The organism is Pseudomonas sp. PAMC 26793 (genome assembly GCF_000313235.1).
GTDB lineage: Bacteria > Pseudomonadota > Gammaproteobacteria > Pseudomonadales > Pseudomonadaceae > Aquipseudomonas > Aquipseudomonas yamanorum.
On the sequence record NZ_AMXG01000023.1, the window covers coordinates 273,912 to 291,298 of the forward strand.

Here is a 17,387-nt window from a genome sequence, read left to right on the forward strand (position 1 = left end):
GATAAAAACAAGAGACGACCCTGATGCCCGTACCTGATCTGTTCCGCGATGGCATGGCCCGCGGCTGGAAAACCCATAATGGCGCCGCCCTCGACCAGGACCTGACCCTGGAGGCGGACGTCGCAATCATCGGCAGCGGCGCCGGCGGCGGCACCACCGCCGAAATCCTCAGCGCCGCCGGCTACAAGGTGCTGTTGATCGAAGAAGGCCCGCTGAAAACCAGCAACGACTTCAAGCTGCTGGAGGACGAGGCCTACGCCACCCTGTACCAGGAAGGCATCGGCCGCATGAGCAAGGACGGCGCCATCACCATCCTGCAGGGCCGCGCGGTCGGCGGTACCACGCTGATCAACTGGACCTCCAGTTTCCGCACCCCGGACCCGACCCTCGCCCACTGGGCCAGCGAGTACGCGGTCAAGGGCCACAGCAGCGCCGAGATGGCGCCCTGGTTTGAAAAAATGGAACAACGCCTGGGCATCGCGCCCTGGGCGATGCCGCCGAACGCCAACAATGATGTGATCCGCAAAGGCTGCGAAAAACTGGGCTACAGCTGGCACGTGATCCCGCGCAACGTGCGCGGCTGTTTCAACCTGGGGTATTGCGGCATGGGTTGCCCGGTCAACGCCAAGCAATCAATGCTGGTGACGACCATTCCGTCCACCCTGGAGAAAGGTGGCGAGCTGCTGTACCTGGCCCGTGCCGAACGCCTGAAGTTCAGCGGTGACAGCATCACCAGCCTCGAATGCGTGGCCATGGACCAGTATTGCGTGGCACCGACAGGCCGCAAAATCACGGTCAAGGCCAAGCACTACGTACTGGCCGGCGGCGGCATCAACAGCCCGGCGCTGCTGCTTCGTTCCGATGCGCCCGACCCCCACTCGCGCCTGGGCAAGCGGACCTTTCTGCACCTGGTGAATTTTTCCGCCGGGCTGTTCGACGAGGTGATCAACCCGTTCTACGGGGCGCCGCAGTCGATCTACTCCGACCACTTCCAATGGCAGGACGGCACTACCGGCAAAATGTCCTACAAGCTCGAAGTACCGCCGCTGCATCCGGGCCTGGCCAGTACCTTGCTTGGCGGCTACGGCACGCAGAACGCGCTGGATATGGGCCAACTGCCCAAGACCCACGCAATGCTTGCCCTGTTGCGCGACGGTTTCCACCCCGACAGCCCGGGCGGCACCGTCGAATTGCGCGGCGATGGCACCCCGGTGCTCGATTATCAGGTCTCGCCCTACGCCTGGGACGGCCTGCGCCGGGCGTTCCACAGCATGGCGGAGATTCAGTTCGCTGGCGGTGCCAAGTCAGTGATGCCGCTGCACGGGGATGCGCGCTACGTGAACACGCTGGCCGAAGCCCGCAGCATGATTGACGGCCTGAACCTCGAATTGCATCGCACGCGGCTCGGCAGCGCGCATGTGATGGGCGGTTGCGCCATGGGCGAAGAACCGAAAAACGCGGTGGCCGACAGCCTTGGGCGCCATCATCAACTGCGCAACTTGTCGATCCACGATGGCTCGCTATTCCCTACCAGCATTGGGGCTAACCCGCAGCTATCGGTGTATGGATTGACCGCGCAACTGGCGACAGCATTGGCCGAACGTCTGAAAACGGCCTGAAAAAACCGGGTATTCGCGGTGTCTATAGTGCTTTCTTCTGAATAAGTTGACTTGGCCGACCGGGATGGCTGCGATACCATCCGGTTCCCCAACGGACTCCGCCAGGACGACGCGATGAACCGAGTGTTGTACCCAGGTACCTTCGACCCAATCACCAAGGGCCATGGCGATCTGGTCGAACGCGCCTCGCGCTTGTTCGACCATGTGATTATCGCGGTCGCTGCCAGCCCCAAGAAAAACCCGCTGTTTCCCCTGGAACAGCGCGTGGAGCTGGCCCGTGAGGTCACCAAGCATCTGCCCAACGTTGAAGTGGTCGGCTTCTCGACGCTGCTGGCGCACTTTGCCAAGGAACAGAACGCCAATGTCTTCCTGCGCGGCCTGCGGGCGGTGTCGGACTTCGAATACGAGTTCCAGCTGGCCAACATGAACCGCCAACTGGCGCCGGACGTGGAAAGCCTGTTTCTTACGCCGTCGGAGCGTTATTCGTTCATTTCCTCGACATTGGTCCGAGAAATCGCGGCGTTGGGCGGGGATATCACCAAGTTTGTGCACCCGGCTGTGGCGGATGCGCTGACGCTGCGCTTCAAGAAGTAAGACCGCTCAATCGGCGCCCGCTCGCACTGCGGGCGCCAATGCGGCACAATTGCGCGCATTCGTTTTCAGATGCCTTGGCTGACAGCCCTGGCAGGAGTTTCCATGTCCCTGATCATCACCGACGATTGCATCAACTGCGACGTCTGCGAACCCGAGTGCCCGAACGCTGCCATTTCCCAGGGTGAAGAGATCTACGTGATCGACCCCAACCTGTGCACCCAGTGTGTCGGCCACTACGACGAACCCCAGTGCCAGCAGGTCTGCCCAGTGGATTGCATCCCGCTGGACGAGGCTCATCCGGAGACGGAAGAGCAACTGATGGAGAAGTACCGGTTGATTACCGGGAAGGCCTAAGTCCCTTGGCGCTTCATTAGACCCCTTCGCGAGCAAGCCCGCTCCCACATTCGACTGCATTCCAAAGGTGGAACTCGGTCGAATGTGGGAGCGGGCTTGCTCGCGAAGAGGCCATCAGCAGCACCACAAATTGTCAGCTCTGACACTTCGGGCAAAACACACTCGCCCGCTGCCCCAGCATCACGTTGCGCAACTCAGCCCCGCACACCTTGCACGCCTCGCCTCCACGGCCATAAACGAACAATTCCTGCTGGAAATACCCCGGCTGCCCGTCGCCGCCGATAAAGTCCCGCAGCGTGGTGCCGCCGCGCTCGATGGCCGCCGCCAGGATGCGTTTGATCTCGATCGCCAGCTTCAGGTAACGCCCACGGGAAATCCCCTTGGCTTCCCGACGCGGATCAATCCCGGCGGCAAACAGCGCCTCCGTCGCGTAGATATTGCCCACCCCCACCACCACCGCGTTATCCATGATGAACGGCTTCACCGCCATCGAGCGGCCACGGGACAGCTGGAACAGCCGCTCGCCGTCAAACAGGTCGGTCAACGGCTCCGGCCCCAGGCGGATCAGCAGTTCATGGTTCAGCGGATCGAGGCTCCAGAGCATCGCGCCAAAGCGTCTCGGGTCGGTGTAGCGCAGGGCCAGGCCCGACTCCAGTTCTATATCCACATGTTCATGCTTGGCCGCCGGGCTGCCGGCCTCCACCAGGCGCAAGTTGCCCGACATGCCCAAATGGCTGATCAGGGTGCCGACTTCGGCATTGATCAACAGGTACTTGGCCCGCCGTTCCACCAGCACGATCCGTTGCCCGGAAAGCCGCACATCCAGGTCTTCCGGGATCGGCCAGCGCAGGCGCCGCTCACGCACCACCACACGGCTGACCCGCTGACCTTCCAGATGCGGCGCAATTCCGCGCCGGGTGGTTTCGACTTCCGGTAACTCGGGCATGTGTACCTCTTGGAGAAAGGGTTAGTGCGCGCCCAGCTCGCGGATCGACAACTTCAAACTCTCGAAGTCGTAGTCCGACAGGCCGATATGGTCCAGCACCAGCGGGCCGATGGCGTTCCACTCATGGTCATCCACCTGGTTGCCCAGCACGCGGTAGGACGCACAAATGTGCTCGGCCATTTTCAGGATCGCCAGCAGGTTTCTCAGCTGCGGCTTGTGGTTGGACTCGTCGCTGAAGATCGCCAGGGCATTGTGGTGATTGGCGATGGCATCGGTCACATGTTCCGGCAGGCGCCAGGATTTGGCGGTGTAGTAACCCACCACGGCATGGTTGGTGTTGAACGCCTGGTTCTCGGTGTCGACCACACGGCATTCCGGGCCGGCGTTGGCATAGGCCTCTTCCAGTACGCTCATGTAGTTCGGGAAACGCTTGAGCATCAGCGGCACGCCGCAATCGTGGAACAGCCCCAATGCGTAGGCTTCATCGACCGCCTGGCTGCCGGTGCGCTTGGCCAGGGCCAGGCAGGTCATGGCCACGTCCTGGGCGGTGTCCCAGAAACGGTTGAGGGTGACGATGGTATCGTCGCTCATCTCGCCCTTGATCGACTGCGCGTTGATCAGGTTGACGATGGAGCGGCTGCCCAGCAGGTTCACCGCGCGCTGGATCGAAACAATCTTGTTGCTCAGCCCGTAATACGGCGAGTTGACGATTTTCAGCAGCGAGCCGGAGAGGCCCGGGTCCTGGGCGATCAGCCGGGCGATCACTTCCAGGTCCGGATCGGGCATGTACTGCTCCATCTGCAAATCCACCATGATTTGCGGTTGAGGCGGCACGCTGATGCCTTGGAGGCTCTGTTGGATCTGTTCGGCGGATAGCTCTTGGGACATAGGGGCACACTCTGGACTAGGCGGCGATTCTAACCTTTATGGTAACCGGGCTGACACCTCAAAAACCCGAACTGAAACCAGCTCCCACAGGGATATCACAACCCACATGTCCGGCGGCGCGGCCAAGTACTGCACAACACGGTATACTCCCGCTCTTTTTTCCGGAGCGACGTCATGTCCCTGCCAAGCCTGCGTCTCAAAGCCAACGCCGATCGTCGTTTGCGCAACGGCCACCTGTGGGTCTACAGCAACGAAATCGATGTGGCCGCCACACCTCTTCACGGCTTCCAGGCAGGCGACCAGGCGATCCTGGAAGCAGCGGGCGGCAAGACCCTCGGCATCGTGGCCATGAGCCCGAACAACCTGATCTGCGCCCGCCTGCTGTCCCGCGACATCAAGCTGCCACTGGACAAGTCGCTGCTGGTGCACCGCATCAACGTGGCCCTGTCCCTGCGTGACCGCCTGTTCGACAAGCCGTTCTACCGCCTGGTGTACGGCGACTCCGACCTGTTGCCAGGCCTGGTGGTCGACCGTTTCGGCGACATCCTGGTGGTGCAGATTGCTTCGGCGACCATGGAAGCCCACAAGGAAGACGTGATCGCCGCACTGACCCAAGTGCTCAAGCCAAGCGGCATTTTGTTCAAGAACGACTCCGCCGCGCGGGATGCCGAAGGCCTCAACCGCTACGTCGAAACCGTATTCGGCCTGGTGCCGGAGTGGGTTGCCCTGGAAGAAAACGGCGTGAAGTTCGAAGCGCCGGTGATCCAGGGCCAGAAGACCGGCTGGTTCTACGACCACCGCATGAACCGCGCCCGCCTGGCCCCGTATGCCAAAGGCAAGCGCGTACTTGACCTGTACAGCTACATCGGCGGCTGGGGCGTGCAAGCCGCAGCCTTCGGCGCCAGTGAAGTGTTCTGCGTCGACGCCTCCGCCTTCGCCCTCGACGGCGTGGAGCGCAACGCGGCACTGAACGGTGTTGCCGAGAAGATGACCTGCATCGAAGGCGACGTGTTCGAAGCCCTCAAAGAGCTGAAAGCCAGCGAAGAGCGCTTCGACGTGATCGTGGCCGACCCGCCTGCCTTCATCAAGCGCAAGAAAGACATGAAAAACGGCGAAGGCGCCTACCGCCGCCTGAACGAGCAAGCCATGCGCCTGCTCAGCAAGGACGGCATCCTGGTCAGCGCGTCGTGCTCGATGCACTTGCCTGAAGATGACCTGCAAAACATCCTGCTGACCAGCGCCCGTCACCTGGACCGCAATATCCAGATGCTGGAACGCGGCGGCCAGGGCCCGGACCACCCGGTGCACCCGGCGATTGCCGAGACCCGGTATATCAAGAGCATTACTTGCCGGTTGTTGCCGAATAGCTAACGCCCAATTGGAACCGGATCAACTGTAGGAGCGAGCTTGCTCGCGAAAGACGAATAGACAACACGGGCTACCTGATAGCGCTGCGTTATCGTTGACGTTCTTCGCGAGCAAGCTCGCTCCTACAGCGGCAACACACACCATCATGGGCTTGGCCTCCCACAGCACTTTTGATTGAATTCCCCGTTTCGCAGACTAGTATCGGTTTCTGGTTTTACTCCGGAAAATAAAAACAATGTCTGAGTCCTCTTATTCGCCGCCCAATGGCGACGTAAAACGCCAACACCTCTCACGCTTCATCCTCATCACCTGCATCTCCCTGATCAGCTTTTTCCCGATCAACATCCTGCTGCCCTCCTTTCCTGCCCTGGCCGCGAAGTTCAACACTTCAACCGCTGAAGTCGCCCTATCCATCAGCCTGTTCACCCTGGTATTTGCGATTTCCCAGCTGATCGCCGGCCCGCTTTCAGACAAGTTCGGGCGCAAGGAAGTACTGCTGGGCTGCATTGTGGTTTCCACCCTCGGTTCGATCGGCTGCGCACTGGCGACCAGTTACCCGAGCTTCCTGCTCTTTCGCGCCGTCCAGGCCATTGGCTGTGGTTTTTTCGTACTGGGCCATGCGCTGGTGGAGGACCTGTTTGAAGAGCAGGATCGCGCCCGCATCCGCATCTACTACATGACCCTGAGCGGATCGTTTGTCGCGCTGTCGCCGCTGCTCGGCTCCTGGCTGCAAACCACATTTGATTGGCAGGGCAGCTTTTATGGATTTGCGGTGATGGCGCTGGGCATGTTTATCCATGCCGGGCTGATATTGCCGTCCAAGGCGGCCAGCCCTGAAAGAGCCCCTGTCTCGATCATCGGCACGCTGAAATCCATCGCTGGGAACAGAGACTTCATCCGCTATTGGTGGATCGCCGCGCTGGTATTCGCGTGTTACTTCGCCTTGATCAGCGTGACGCCGTTGATTTTCATGGATGAGTTGAAGCTGTCTGAATACCAGTACGCGGTGGTGCTGATGGTGTATGGCTTTGCCTATCTGCTGGGCGGCGTTGCAGCGACCGCCCTGCAGAAACGTATCTCCCTCACCCGGCAAATCAACCTCGGGCTGGGCCTGCTGGGGATCGCCGGCGTGTTGCTGGCGTTGGTGATCAGCTATAAGGCCATGACCACCATCACCCTGCTGATCCCGATGCTGATCAGCGCCCTGGCCGTGACCCTGGTACGCCCTGCCGCGATTTCCGCGGCCATGTTGCTATTCTCCAGCAGCGCCGGCACCGCCGCGTCGGCCGGCAACAGCATCATGTTCATCACCGCCGCCATCAGCAGCGCCGCCCTCGCCCAAGCGGGGGGCAGCTTGCTGATGACCATCGCCATCAGCTTCATCGTCTTCAGCGTTTGGGGCGTGATGACGAACGCCCGGGTCGGTCGCTGACCATGAAACTTGCACACCCACACGTCTCGTAGGCGCTATCTACACGCTGGCGGCCATTCCCTCCGGCCGCCAGCGGTGTAGAATCGGACCTATTCATCGCCAGTCATCCCCCGGCGGGTTTATGAGCTCGAGGCCCAAGCAAGCGGCGATCCCGCGACGCGAGTGGCAACTTCCGGACACACGGCCATTTTTCGGGTGTTCCAGTCGTCAATTAGAAGCTCACTCCCCTTTAGTACTTGATTAGCCGCCCGGAGTGCTCCAATGCCTGATTACCGCTCGAAAACATCCACCCACGGCCGCAACATGGCCGGCGCCCGCGCACTGTGGCGCGCCACGGGGATGAAAGATGACGACTTCAAAAAGCCGATCATCGCGATTGCCAACTCGTTCACCCAGTTCGTACCCGGCCACGTCCACCTCAAGGACCTGGGCCAACTGGTCGCCCGCGAGATCGAACGCGCCGGCGGTGTAGCGAAAGAATTCAACACCATCGCCGTGGATGACGGCATCGCCATGGGCCATGACGGCATGCTGTATTCCCTGCCGAGCCGCGAGATCATCGCCGACTCCGTGGAGTACATGGTCAACGCCCACTGCGCCGACGCCATTGTGTGCATCTCCAACTGCGACAAGATCACCCCCGGCATGCTGATGGCCGCCCTGCGCCTGAACATCCCGGTGATCTTCGTCTCCGGCGGCCCGATGGAAGCCGGCAAGACCAAGCTCGCCTCCCACGGCCTCGACCTGGTCGACGCCATGGTCATCGCCGCCGATTCCAGCGCTTCTGACGAGAAGGTTGCGGAATACGAGCGCAGCGCCTGTCCTACCTGCGGTTCGTGCTCCGGCATGTTCACCGCCAACTCGATGAACTGCCTGGTGGAAGCCCTGGGCCTGGCCTTGCCGGGCAACGGCTCGACACTGGCCACCCACAGCGACCGCGAGCAACTGTTCCTGCAGGCCGGCCGCACCATCGTCGAGCTGTGCAAGCGCTACTACACCGAGAACGATGAGTCGGTGTTGCCGCGCAACATCGCCAACTTCAAGGCGTTCGAAAACGCCATGACCCTGGACATCGCCATGGGCGGTTCCACCAACACCATCCTGCACTTGCTGGCCGCCGCGCAAGAAGCCGAGATCGACTTCGACCTGCGGGACATCGACCGCCTGTCGCGCCACGTGCCGCAACTGTGCAAAGTCGCGCCAAACATCCAGAAGTACCACATGGAAGACGTGCACCGTGCCGGCGGGATCTTCTCGATCCTCGGTTCCCTGGCCCGTGGCGGCTTGCTGCACACCGACCTGCCGACCGTGCACAGCAAATCCCTGGCCGAAGGCATCGCCAAGTGGGACATCACCCAGACCACCGACGAAGCCGTGCATCACTTCTTCAAGGCAGGCCCGGCCGGCATCCCGACGCAAACCGCGTTCAGCCAGTCGACCCGTTGGGAAACCCTCGACGACGACCGTGAAAACGGCTGCATCCGCAGTGTCGAGCATGCCTATTCGAAAGAAGGCGGCCTGGCCGTGCTGTACGGCAACATCGCCCTCGATGGCTGTGTAGTGAAAACCGCCGGTGTCGACGAATCGATCCACGTGTTCGAAGGCCGCGCCAAGATCTACGAAAGCCAGGACAGCTCGGTACGCGGCATCCTCGCTGACGAAGTGAAGGAAGGCGACATCGTCATCATCCGTTACGAAGGCCCGAAAGGCGGCCCGGGCATGCAAGAGATGCTCTACCCGACGTCGTACCTGAAATCCAAAGGCCTGGGCAAGGCCTGCGCCTTGCTCACCGACGGCCGTTTCTCCGGCGGTACCTCGGGCCTGTCCATCGGCCACGCTTCGCCGGAAGCCGCTGCTGGCGGCGCTATCGGCCTGGTGCAGGATGGCGACAAGGTGCTGATCGACATTCCGAACCGCTCGATCAACCTGTTGATCAGCGATGAAGAGCTGGCGGCACGCCGGGTCGAGCAGGACAAGAAAGGCTGGAAGCCGGTAGAGAAGCGTCCGCGCAAAGTCACTACCGCGTTGAAGGCTTACGCCCTGCTGGCCACCAGTGCCGACAAGGGTGCTGTGCGTAACAAGGCGATGCTGGACGGTCTGTAAGACTCGCCCATAAAAATGCCCCGCCAGGTGCGGGGCATTTTTTTGCCTGGAGATAATCGCCCCAAACAAAGGAGATCAACTGTGGGAGCGGGCTTGCTCGCGAATTGCGGTGTGCCAGTCACTGAATCAGCTAGCTGATCCACCGCCTTCGCGAGCAAGCCCGCTCCCACATTTCTGACTGAGTACAGCCGTACTTACTGAATCTCGTCCGGCTTGACGATCACCCAGTTTTTATCCGCGGTCACCGGCAACCCTTCCTTGGCCTGGGCCGCTGCGTGCTTGGCCATCATGCCGTTGAGCTGCGTCATGTACTTATCCTTGCGGTTGACCCACAGGTGGATGCCGCCCTTGGCCACGTCCACGTCATGGAACAGCATGTAGCCGTCACTGGTCGGCGTGTCGCCACCGACGATCACCGGTTTTTTCCACTCGTCGATGTAGGTCAGGATCGCCGCGTGCTTGCCGGCCATCCAGGTCGCCGGGGTCCACAGGTACGGGGTCAGTTCCAGGCCGAGGTTGGCCTTCTCGTCATACTTGCCGGCGGCGATCTGTTTGCGCGCGGTGGTCAGCTCGCCGGTCTTGCGGTCCTTGAGCAGCGTGCTCACGCCGATGACGTTCTCGGGTTTGACGTTGTAGCCGTACTTCGGATCGGCCGCGACCATGCGCACCAGTTCCTCGGACGCGGCGGTCATCACGTAGACCTCAATGCCGTTTTCCATCAGCTTGTTGTACAGCTCAGCCTGGCCGGTGAAGACTTTCGGCGGCTGCACTTCCATATTCTTGACCACGTCACCTTCGTAGTAGGTGACCGGCACCGGCTTGCCCGACGCCATCATCTCGTCGACGTAGCCCTTGAGTTCCTTGAGGGTGAAGCCGGAGAAAATCTGCGCGACCCACGGGTAGCAGACCATGTCGTCGACTTCGCAGAGGCGATAGTAGTAACTGAACAGGCTTTCCTTGTGGTCGGCGGTGTCTTTGAACGGGATCAGCTTCAGGGAAGGGTCCATGGTGTCGCGGGTGATCAGGCCCTTGTTTTCCAGGTACGGCAGCAATGACTCTTCAAGGTCGTAGCGGTAACTGGTGTTGTCCATGTCGAATACCGCGAAGTTGCCCTTGTTGGCATTGGCGGCAATCATCGTGTCCAGTTGCTTGGCGGCAGCCGCCGGCCAGTGTTTCAACTCGGTGGCGGCAAAGGCCTGGCTCGCAAGGCCCAGGCACAGCGCGGCGGCAAACAGTTTCGGCGCTAGCTTCATGTGCGTTTTCTCCCTGAGTGAAAGACATCGACGCTAACAAATCTGTGTGACAGTTATCGCCCGAGCGCGACCGCTTTCGTCGTGATCGCGCCAATGCCATACGCCTGCGCGTCAACCGCTTATTCCAAAAACGACAGTCACCATGCGATAACGTTATTAAATCAATATATTTCAAGCTGTTAGGCTTGCCGGTTCGCAATCGCAGGCTCCTGCGATTGGCTGCCTTCTCAACGGAGCTTCAATGAATCTGCCCCTGATTCTCAACTTACTGGTGTTCGTGGCCCTGTTGCTGGGCCTGGCACAAACCCGCCGAACCAACTGGAGCCTCGCCAAGAAGGTGTTGTTTGCGTTGGTCCTCGGCGTGATCTTCGGTGTGGTGCTGCACGCGATCTACGGTGCCGGCAACCCGGTGCTCAAGGCCTCGATCGGCTGGTTCGACCTGGTCGGCAACGGTTACGTGCAGTTGCTGCAAATGATCGTGATCCCGCTGGTGTTCGCCTCGATCCTCAGCGCCGTGGCCCGCCTGCATAACGCCTCGTCCCTGGGCAAGATTAGCTTCCTGACCATCGGCACGCTGCTGTTCACCACGGCGATTGCGGCGCTGATCGGTATCGGCCTGACCAACCTGTTCGGCCTCACCGCCGAAGGCCTGGTGGCCGGCACCCAGGAAATGGCACGCCTGCAAGTGATCCAGAGTGATTACGCGGGCAAGGTTGCCGACCTGAATATCCCGCAACTGCTGCTGTCGTTCATTCCGCAGAACCCGTTCTCCGACCTGGCCCGGGCCAAGCCGACGTCGATCATCAGTGTGGTGATTTTTGCCGCATTCCTCGGGGTTGCCGCGCTGCAACTGCTCAAGGATGACGTGGAAAAAGGCCAGAAAGTCCTCAACGCCATCGACACCCTGCAAGCCTGGGTGATGCGCCTGGTGCGCCTGGTGATGAAGCTGACCCCGTACGGCGTATTGGCGCTGATGACCAAAGTGGTCGCCAGCTCCAACCTGCAAGACATCATCAAGCTCGGCAGTTTTGTGGTGGTGTCGTACCTGGCCCTGGGCCTGATGTTTGTGGTGCATGGCCTGCTGCTGTCCCTGGCCGGGATCAACCCGCTGCGGTTCTTCCGCAAGGTCTGGCCGGTGCTGACGTTCGCCTTCACCAGCCGCTCCAGCGCCGCGAGCATCCCGCTGAGCATTGAAGCGCAGACCCGTCGCCTGGGGATTCCGCAGTCCATCGCCGGCTTCGCGGCGTCGTTTGGCGCGACGATTGGCCAGAACGGTTGTGCGGGCCTTTATCCGGCGATGCTGGCGGTGATGGTTGCGCCGACCGTGGGTATCAACCCGCTGGATCCGCTGTGGATCGCAACACTGGTGGCGATTGTGACCTTGAGTTCGGCCGGCGTGGCGGGCGTGGGCGGCGGTGCGACGTTTGCCGCGCTGATCGTGCTGCCGGCGATGGGCTTGCCAGTGTCACTGGTGGCGCTGCTGATTTCGGTCGAGCCGCTGATCGACATGGGCCGTACGGCGTTGAACGTGAACGGTTCGATGACGGCCGGGGCGATTACCAGCCAGATCATGGGGCAGACGGATAAAGCGTTGTTGGATGCGGATGAGCATGCGGAACTGGCGCAGGCTTAACGGCTGAACTTTGTGGCGAGGGAGCTTGCTCCCGCTGGGCTGCGCATCAGCCCCAAAGCAGGCGACCGAGTTTTCTGAGAGATTGAGGGATCAGCTTTTAGGGCCGCTTCGCAGCCCAGCGGGAGCAAGCTCCCTCGCCACAGCAAGCTCCCTCGCCACATGAGTTTTTAGGCTTTTTCCCAGACTTCGAAGTTATACGCCGGCTTGTCACCCTCAGCCGCATTCTCGACATTCGACACCAGCTTCCACTGGTTCAAATCAAACTCGGGAAACCACGCATCGCCGTCCGGGCTCAATGCCACCCGCGTCAAATACAGGCGATCCGCCTGCGCAAGCCCCTGGGCATACAACTGCGCGCCGCCGATCAGCATCAGCTCATCCACGCCCTGCGCCTTGGCCCATTCCTCAGCCCGCTCCACGGCCGCGTCCAGTGACGGAAAAACTTCCGCACCTTCCAGCACCAGATCGGTCTGACGGCTGACCACAATGTTCAACCGGCCCGGCAACGGTCGGCCCAGGGAGTCCCAGGTCTTGCGCCCCATGATGATCGGCTTGCCCAAGGTGGCGGCCTTGAAATATTTGAAATCCCCCGGCAAATGCCAGGGCATGCTGTTGTCGACGCCGATCACACGGTTTTCACCGAGGGCTGCGATCAGGCTTAAAGGGAGAGTTTTTTTCATGGCGACGAGAATACCAGAGGCGCGCGCGGCATACCCCAACCGGCGTTCCAGCGGTTATGCTCCAACCTCACTGGCTCAACAGGACGGCGCGTGACAGCTCTGAATCCCCTGCAAACACTCTGGCTGACCGAAACCGTGCGCCTGCGGGAGGAACACGCGGGCGCCCTGGAAGACCAGGAAGCCAATCGCCTGGCCCGCAGCACCGGCGGCGACTTGCCCACGCGCATTCAAAACCGCGCGCTGTGGTTGGCCGAACGCGATGGCCTGACCGCCGCCCTGACCCGCTGGCTGCAAGGCGCACGCCTGGCGCTGATCCTGCTGGCGGTGGTTGCCATTATCAGCGGCGCCGGCTTGTCCTTTGCCGCACTGGGCAACGGGCTGGTGCCGGTCAATGTCTTCTGGGCCTTGGGCAGTCTGCTGGGTTTGAACCTGATCCTGTTGTTGAGCTGGGCCCTGGGCCTGTTGTTTGCCGGTGAACACAGCGCCAGCCTCGGCCGCCTGTGGTTATGGCTCAGCGAAAAACTCGCCCGCGACGCCAAGGCCGCGCAACTGGCGCCCGCCCTGCTGCTGTTGCTGCAACGGCGCAAACTCAATCGCTGGGCCGTCGGTGTGCTGGTCAACAGCTTGTGGCTGCTGGCACTGCTCAGCGCCATGGTGATCCTGCTGACGCTGTTGGCCACCCGGCGCTACGGCTTTGTGTGGGAAACCACCATCCTGCGGGCCGACACCTTTGTCGCCGTGACCCAAACCCTCGGCGCCCTGCCCGCCTTGCTCGGCTTCAATGTGCCCACCGTCGAGATGATCCGCGCCAGCGGCGATGCCGCCCTGAATATCGAAAGCGCCCGCCAGGCCTGGGCCGCCTGGCTGGTAGGCGTGCTGCTGGTGTACGGCATCCTGCCGCGCCTGATCCTCGCGCTGCTGTGCCTGTGGCGCTGGAAACGCGGGCGTGCCGCCTTGAGCCTCGACCTTAACCTGCCCGGCTACAGCCAACTGCGTGAACGGCTGATGCCCAGCAGCGAACGGCTTGGGGTCAACGATGCGGCGCCCGAGCAGTTGCACCACGTGACCGGTGGCGTCAGCGAACTGGAAAGCGACGGCGCCCTGCTGGTGGCCATCGAACTTGATGACCAACGTACCTGGCCGCCGAAGCTCCCGGCCAGCGTCAAGGACGCCGGCATCCTCGACAGCCGCGAATCCCGCAACAAGCTGCTGGAGCAACTGACCCGCTTCCCGCCCGCACGCCTGGCCATCGCCTGCGACCCACGGCGCTCGCCGGATCGCGGCAGCCTCGCGCTGATCGCCGAACTGGCCCGCAGCGCCACCGCCACCCGCGTCTGGCTGTTGCAAGCACCTGCGGGCCAGGCCCTGGACGCGGAACGTCTGGGTGACTGGCATACAGCGTTGCAACAGTTGGAGATCCCGTTCGCCGATTGCGCGCCGCTCACTTGGCTGGAGACCGGTCATGACTAAGCCCCTGAAACTCGCGGTGGTCGGCCACACCAACGTCGGCAAGACCTCGCTGTTGCGCACCCTCACGCGAGACGTCGGCTTTGGTGAAGTGTCCCATCGGCCCAGCACCACCCGGCATGTCGAAGGTGCTCGGCTTTCGGTAGACGGCGAAGCCTTGCTGGAGCTGTACGACACGCCCGGCCTGGAAGATGCCATCGCCCTGCTCGATTACCTCGAACGCCTGGACCGCCCCGGCGAACGCCTCGACGGCCCGGCACGGCTGGCACGTTTTCTGGAGGGCAGCGAAGCCCGGCAACGCTTCGAACAGGAAGCCAAGGTGCTGCGCCAACTGCTGGCCTCGGATGCCGGGCTGTATGTGATAGATGCCCGGGAGCCGGTGCTGGCCAAGTACCGCGATGAGCTGCAAGTGCTGGCCAGCTGTGGCAAACCGTTGCTGCCAGTGCTCAATTTTGTCAGCAGCGCCGACCACCGCGAGCCGGACTGGCGCGAAGCCCTCGCCCGCCTCGGCCTGCATGCGCTGGTGCGTTTCGACAGCGTCGCGCCGCCGGAAGACGGCGAGCGCCGCCTCTATGAAAGCCTCGCCCTGCTGCTGGAAAATTCCCGTGGGCAACTGGAGCGGCTGATCCTTGATCAGGAAGCCCAGCGCCAGACTCGCCAGCAAAGTGCTGCGCGGTTGATTGCCGAACTGCTGATCGACTGCGCCGCCTGCCGCCGCAGCGTGGTCAGCGAAGCCGAAGTGGAACAGCAAGCCATCGGCGAACTGCGCAAAACCGTGCGCCAGCGCGAACAGCGCTGCGTGGAAGCCTTGCTCAAGCTGTTCGGCTTCCGCCCGCAAGACGCCGCCGCCAGCGATTTACCGCTGCTGGACGGACGTTGGGGCGATGACCTGTTCAACCCCGAAACCCTCAAGCAACTGGGTGTGCGGGTCGGTGGCGGCATCGCGGCCGGCGCCGCCGCCGGTGCGGGTGTGGATTTACTGGTGGGCGGCCTGACCCTCGGCGCTGCGGCCCTCGCCGGCGCCATCGCCGGTGGCGCCCTGCAAACTGCGCGCAGTTACGGCAGCCGCCTGCTGGGCAAGATCAAGGGCCAGCGCGAACTCACCGTCGATGACAGCGTGCTGCGCCTGTTGGCCCTGCGTCAGCGGCAACTGCTCAAGGCCCTGAACCTGCGGGGCCACGCGGCGATCCACAGCATCAAGGTCGACACGCCCCAGGACAAGACCTGGCGCGAAGGCAAGCTGCCGGAAGCCCTGAACAAGGCCCGCGCCCATCCGCAATGGTCGTCCCTCAACCCGCACCCCAAGTTGAGCCAGGCCGAACGCCAGGAACAGATCGAAGCCCTGGCCCAGCGTCTGGACGAGACCTAAGCCGCCAACAACTGCCGGGCCTTGGATTTCAACACTTCAAGGTCCATCACCGGCACGTGCATTTCCTTGGCCTGTTCATCCCAGTGACGCATGCGCAGGCTGACGGCGCACAGCGGATCCTGCTCGAACGCCCGGGCTTCCTCAGCGGTCATCACGCCGCCCTGGTAACCCAAGGTACGACGGCTGGCTTCGCTCAGGCGTGCGTAGTAGTCCGGCTGGCTGAAGGTCAGGTAACGCTTGGCTTGCACGTGGTATTCCACCAGTTTTGCCATGCGCTCGCTGAAGCCCGCCTGGCGCAGATAATCAGCCCCCAGCCGTTCATGGCTGACCACGCCATAACCCCCCATGTTCTCGCCGCCTTGACCGCAGATGTGCCCGATATCATGGAAGAACGCCGCCAATACCACTTCATCATCAAAGCCCTCAGCCATCGCCAACTGCGCAGCCTGGGACATGTGCTCGATCTGCGAGACCGGCTCACCAATGTAGTCAGCGGTGCCGTGCTGTTCGTAAAGGCCGAAGACTTCGGCGATCACCTGCTCTGCTTCCATCACGGGTTCCCCCATAGCTCTGTGATATTGCGCTCGGCCATCGCCGGCCCGACGCTCATGCCCACGCCGGTGTGCATCAACGCCGCACTCACTCCCGGCGCCGCCCGCAGGAACGAGAACGGCCCCGGCCCACGGGAACCATAGACGCCCTGCCAGCGCTCCACGACCTGGATCTTGCAGCCCAGGGTATGTTCGGCCAGTTCGATCATCCAGGTGTCCACCTGTTCGGCGTTGAACGGTGATGGATCGCTGCCGTAATGGTGGGAATCACCGATGATCAGTTCACCGTAAGGCGTTGGGCTGATCAGCAGATGGATGCCGTTTTCGTGCAGATGCGGTACATCCCGCAGGATGTCGGCCTGCACCGGCGCGGCTTCCGGCAAATCGGCGAAGGCACCGTAGTGGACGCAACTGAGGCCGGTCAGCAGCGCGTGTTGCAGGTTCAACGCCACCGCAGGCCGGGCGCGCAGCATTTGCAGGCGGCAGATTTGCGGGTGGAGTTCGGCGATCTGCTCGGCCAGCAGCGTCTGGTAGTCGTGACCGGAGCAGACAATGATCTGCTCGCCGCGAAAGGAGCCGGCGGTGGTGTGCACCTGGCCGGGCTCGATGTCGCGCACCAGGGTGGAGAAATGAAACTCCACGTTCAGTTCGCGGCTCAGGTAGTCGATCAGCGCCGGGATAGCCTCGCGGGAATACAGTTGTTGATCGTCCAGGCCATGAAGCGCAGCGCGGTGATGGGCGAACTGGCCGCCATACAGGTCAGCCAGGGCGGCGCCTTGCAGCAACTCGACGCGATAACCATGCTCCTTGGCGCGCCCGGCGCAGAAGGCTTCAAGCAAGTGCTCTTCGGCTTCGGTGCGGGCGAACAGGTAAGAGCCGTTGCGTTTGAGTTGGATACCGGCGAGCTGTGCCCACTGGCCCCAGATCTCGCGGCTGTCCCGCGCCAGGTCAAGCATCGGCCCGGGCGGCTGGCCGGTGACCAGTGCCTGGCCAAAGTTGCGCACGGAAGCGCCCAGCGGTGTGGCGCTACGCTCGAAGACCTTGACCTTGAGGCCGCGTTTGGCGGCCGCATAAGCGTGGGACAGGCCAAGGATGCCGGCGCCGATGATCAGCAGTTGTGTCATGAAGAC

General features: G+C 62.2%; 15 protein-coding genes. 9 read left to right on the forward strand and 6 right to left on the reverse strand.

Annotated elements, in window-relative coordinates; genetic code table 11:
- Nucleotides 1-23 precede the first annotated feature (23 nt).
- The 3 genes from D109_RS0108625 to D109_RS0108635 all read left to right on the forward strand — a co-directional run bounded on the left by D109_RS0108625 (nt 24) and on the right by D109_RS0108635 (nt 2,567).
- The gene (locus D109_RS0108625) at nt 24-1,619 is read left to right on the forward strand and encodes a GMC family oxidoreductase (RefSeq protein WP_017476542.1); all 1,596 of its coding nucleotides are present in this window, start codon (nt 24-26) and stop codon (nt 1,617-1,619) included.
- A gap of 114 nt (nt 1,620-1,733) precedes the next feature.
- Nucleotides 1,734-2,213 carry a pantetheine-phosphate adenylyltransferase gene (gene coaD, locus D109_RS0108630; RefSeq protein WP_003176711.1) on the forward strand — a complete coding sequence of 160 codons (480 nt, stop codon included), beginning with the start codon at nt 1,734-1,736 and terminating at the stop codon, nt 2,211-2,213.
- Between the two features lie 102 nt (nt 2,214-2,315).
- On the forward strand, nt 2,316-2,567 hold the full coding sequence (locus D109_RS0108635) for a YfhL family 4Fe-4S dicluster ferredoxin (RefSeq protein WP_003213796.1): 252 nt from the start codon (nt 2,316-2,318) through the stop codon (nt 2,565-2,567).
- 133 nt (nt 2,568-2,700) lie between these two features.
- On the opposite strand, the gene mutM is transcribed toward D109_RS0108635, so the two are convergent.
- Entirely contained in the window at nt 2,701-3,513 is an 813-nt protein-coding gene (mutM, locus tag D109_RS0108640; protein ID WP_017476543.1) for a bifunctional DNA-formamidopyrimidine glycosylase/DNA-(apurinic or apyrimidinic site) lyase, read from the reverse strand.
- Nucleotides 3,514-3,534: 21 nt separating this feature from the next.
- The gene (locus D109_RS0108645) at nt 3,535-4,347 is read right to left on the reverse strand and encodes an HDOD domain-containing protein (protein ID WP_177325507.1); all 813 of its coding nucleotides are present in this window, start codon (nt 4,345-4,347) and stop codon (nt 3,535-3,537) included.
- Between the two features lie 228 nt (nt 4,348-4,575).
- Here D109_RS0108645 and D109_RS0108650 point away from each other — a divergent pair, with 228 nt between their 5' ends.
- The 3 genes from D109_RS0108650 (at nt 4,576) to ilvD (ending at nt 9,304) form a co-directional block, all read left to right on the forward strand.
- Complete coding sequence (locus D109_RS0108650) at nt 4,576-5,772, forward strand: class I SAM-dependent rRNA methyltransferase (protein WP_003213799.1); 1,197 nt, start codon at nt 4,576-4,578, stop codon at nt 5,770-5,772.
- A 232-nt stretch (nt 5,773-6,004) separates the two neighbouring features.
- On the forward strand, nt 6,005-7,201 hold the full coding sequence (locus tag D109_RS0108655; RefSeq protein ID WP_017476545.1) for an MFS transporter: 1,197 nt from the start codon (nt 6,005-6,007) through the stop codon (nt 7,199-7,201).
- Between the two features lie 261 nt (nt 7,202-7,462).
- Nucleotides 7,463-9,304: a dihydroxy-acid dehydratase gene (ilvD, locus tag D109_RS0108660; RefSeq protein ID WP_017476546.1), complete on the forward strand. Its 1,842-nt coding sequence runs from the start codon at nt 7,463-7,465 to the stop codon at nt 9,302-9,304.
- A 194-nt stretch (nt 9,305-9,498) separates the two neighbouring features.
- On the opposite strand, the gene D109_RS0108665 is transcribed toward ilvD, so the two are convergent.
- Nucleotides 9,499-10,557 (reverse strand): hypothetical protein, encoded by a 1,059-nt coding sequence (locus D109_RS0108665; RefSeq protein WP_017476547.1) that lies wholly within the window; start codon nt 10,555-10,557, stop codon nt 9,499-9,501.
- A 241-nt stretch (nt 10,558-10,798) separates the two neighbouring features.
- Here D109_RS0108665 and D109_RS0108670 point away from each other — a divergent pair, with 241 nt between their 5' ends.
- Complete coding sequence (locus D109_RS0108670) at nt 10,799-12,190, forward strand: L-cystine transporter (RefSeq protein ID WP_017476548.1); 1,392 nt, start codon at nt 10,799-10,801, stop codon at nt 12,188-12,190.
- 167 nt (nt 12,191-12,357) lie between these two features.
- Here D109_RS0108670 and D109_RS0108675 read toward each other — a convergent pair whose 3' ends face one another.
- Nucleotides 12,358-12,870, reverse strand: coding sequence for a dihydrofolate reductase (locus D109_RS0108675; RefSeq protein WP_026077847.1), 513 nt, complete (start codon nt 12,868-12,870; stop codon nt 12,358-12,360).
- 90 nt (nt 12,871-12,960) lie between these two features.
- On the opposite strand from D109_RS0108675, the gene D109_RS0108680 reads away from it, so the two are divergent.
- Both D109_RS0108680 and D109_RS0108685 read left to right on the forward strand, forming a co-directional pair.
- The gene (locus tag D109_RS0108680; protein WP_017476550.1) at nt 12,961-14,340 is read left to right on the forward strand and encodes a DUF2868 domain-containing protein; all 1,380 of its coding nucleotides are present in this window, start codon (nt 12,961-12,963) and stop codon (nt 14,338-14,340) included.
- Complete coding sequence (locus D109_RS0108685) at nt 14,333-15,706, forward strand: DUF3482 domain-containing protein (protein WP_017476551.1); 1,374 nt, start codon at nt 14,333-14,335, stop codon at nt 15,704-15,706. Before D109_RS0108680 ends, D109_RS0108685 begins: the two co-directional genes overlap by 8 nt.
- On the opposite strand, the gene D109_RS0108690 is transcribed toward D109_RS0108685, so the two are convergent.
- Complete coding sequence (locus D109_RS0108690; RefSeq protein ID WP_017476552.1) at nt 15,703-16,257, reverse strand: phosphonate degradation HD-domain oxygenase; 555 nt, start codon at nt 16,255-16,257, stop codon at nt 15,703-15,705. The genes D109_RS0108685 and D109_RS0108690 overlap by 4 nt on opposite strands.
- Nucleotides 16,257-17,381, reverse strand: coding sequence for a TIGR03364 family FAD-dependent oxidoreductase (locus D109_RS0108695; protein WP_017476553.1), 1,125 nt, complete (start codon nt 17,379-17,381; stop codon nt 16,257-16,259). The genes D109_RS0108690 and D109_RS0108695 overlap by 1 nt, the downstream gene beginning before the upstream one ends.
- Nucleotides 17,382-17,387 lie beyond the last annotated feature (6 nt).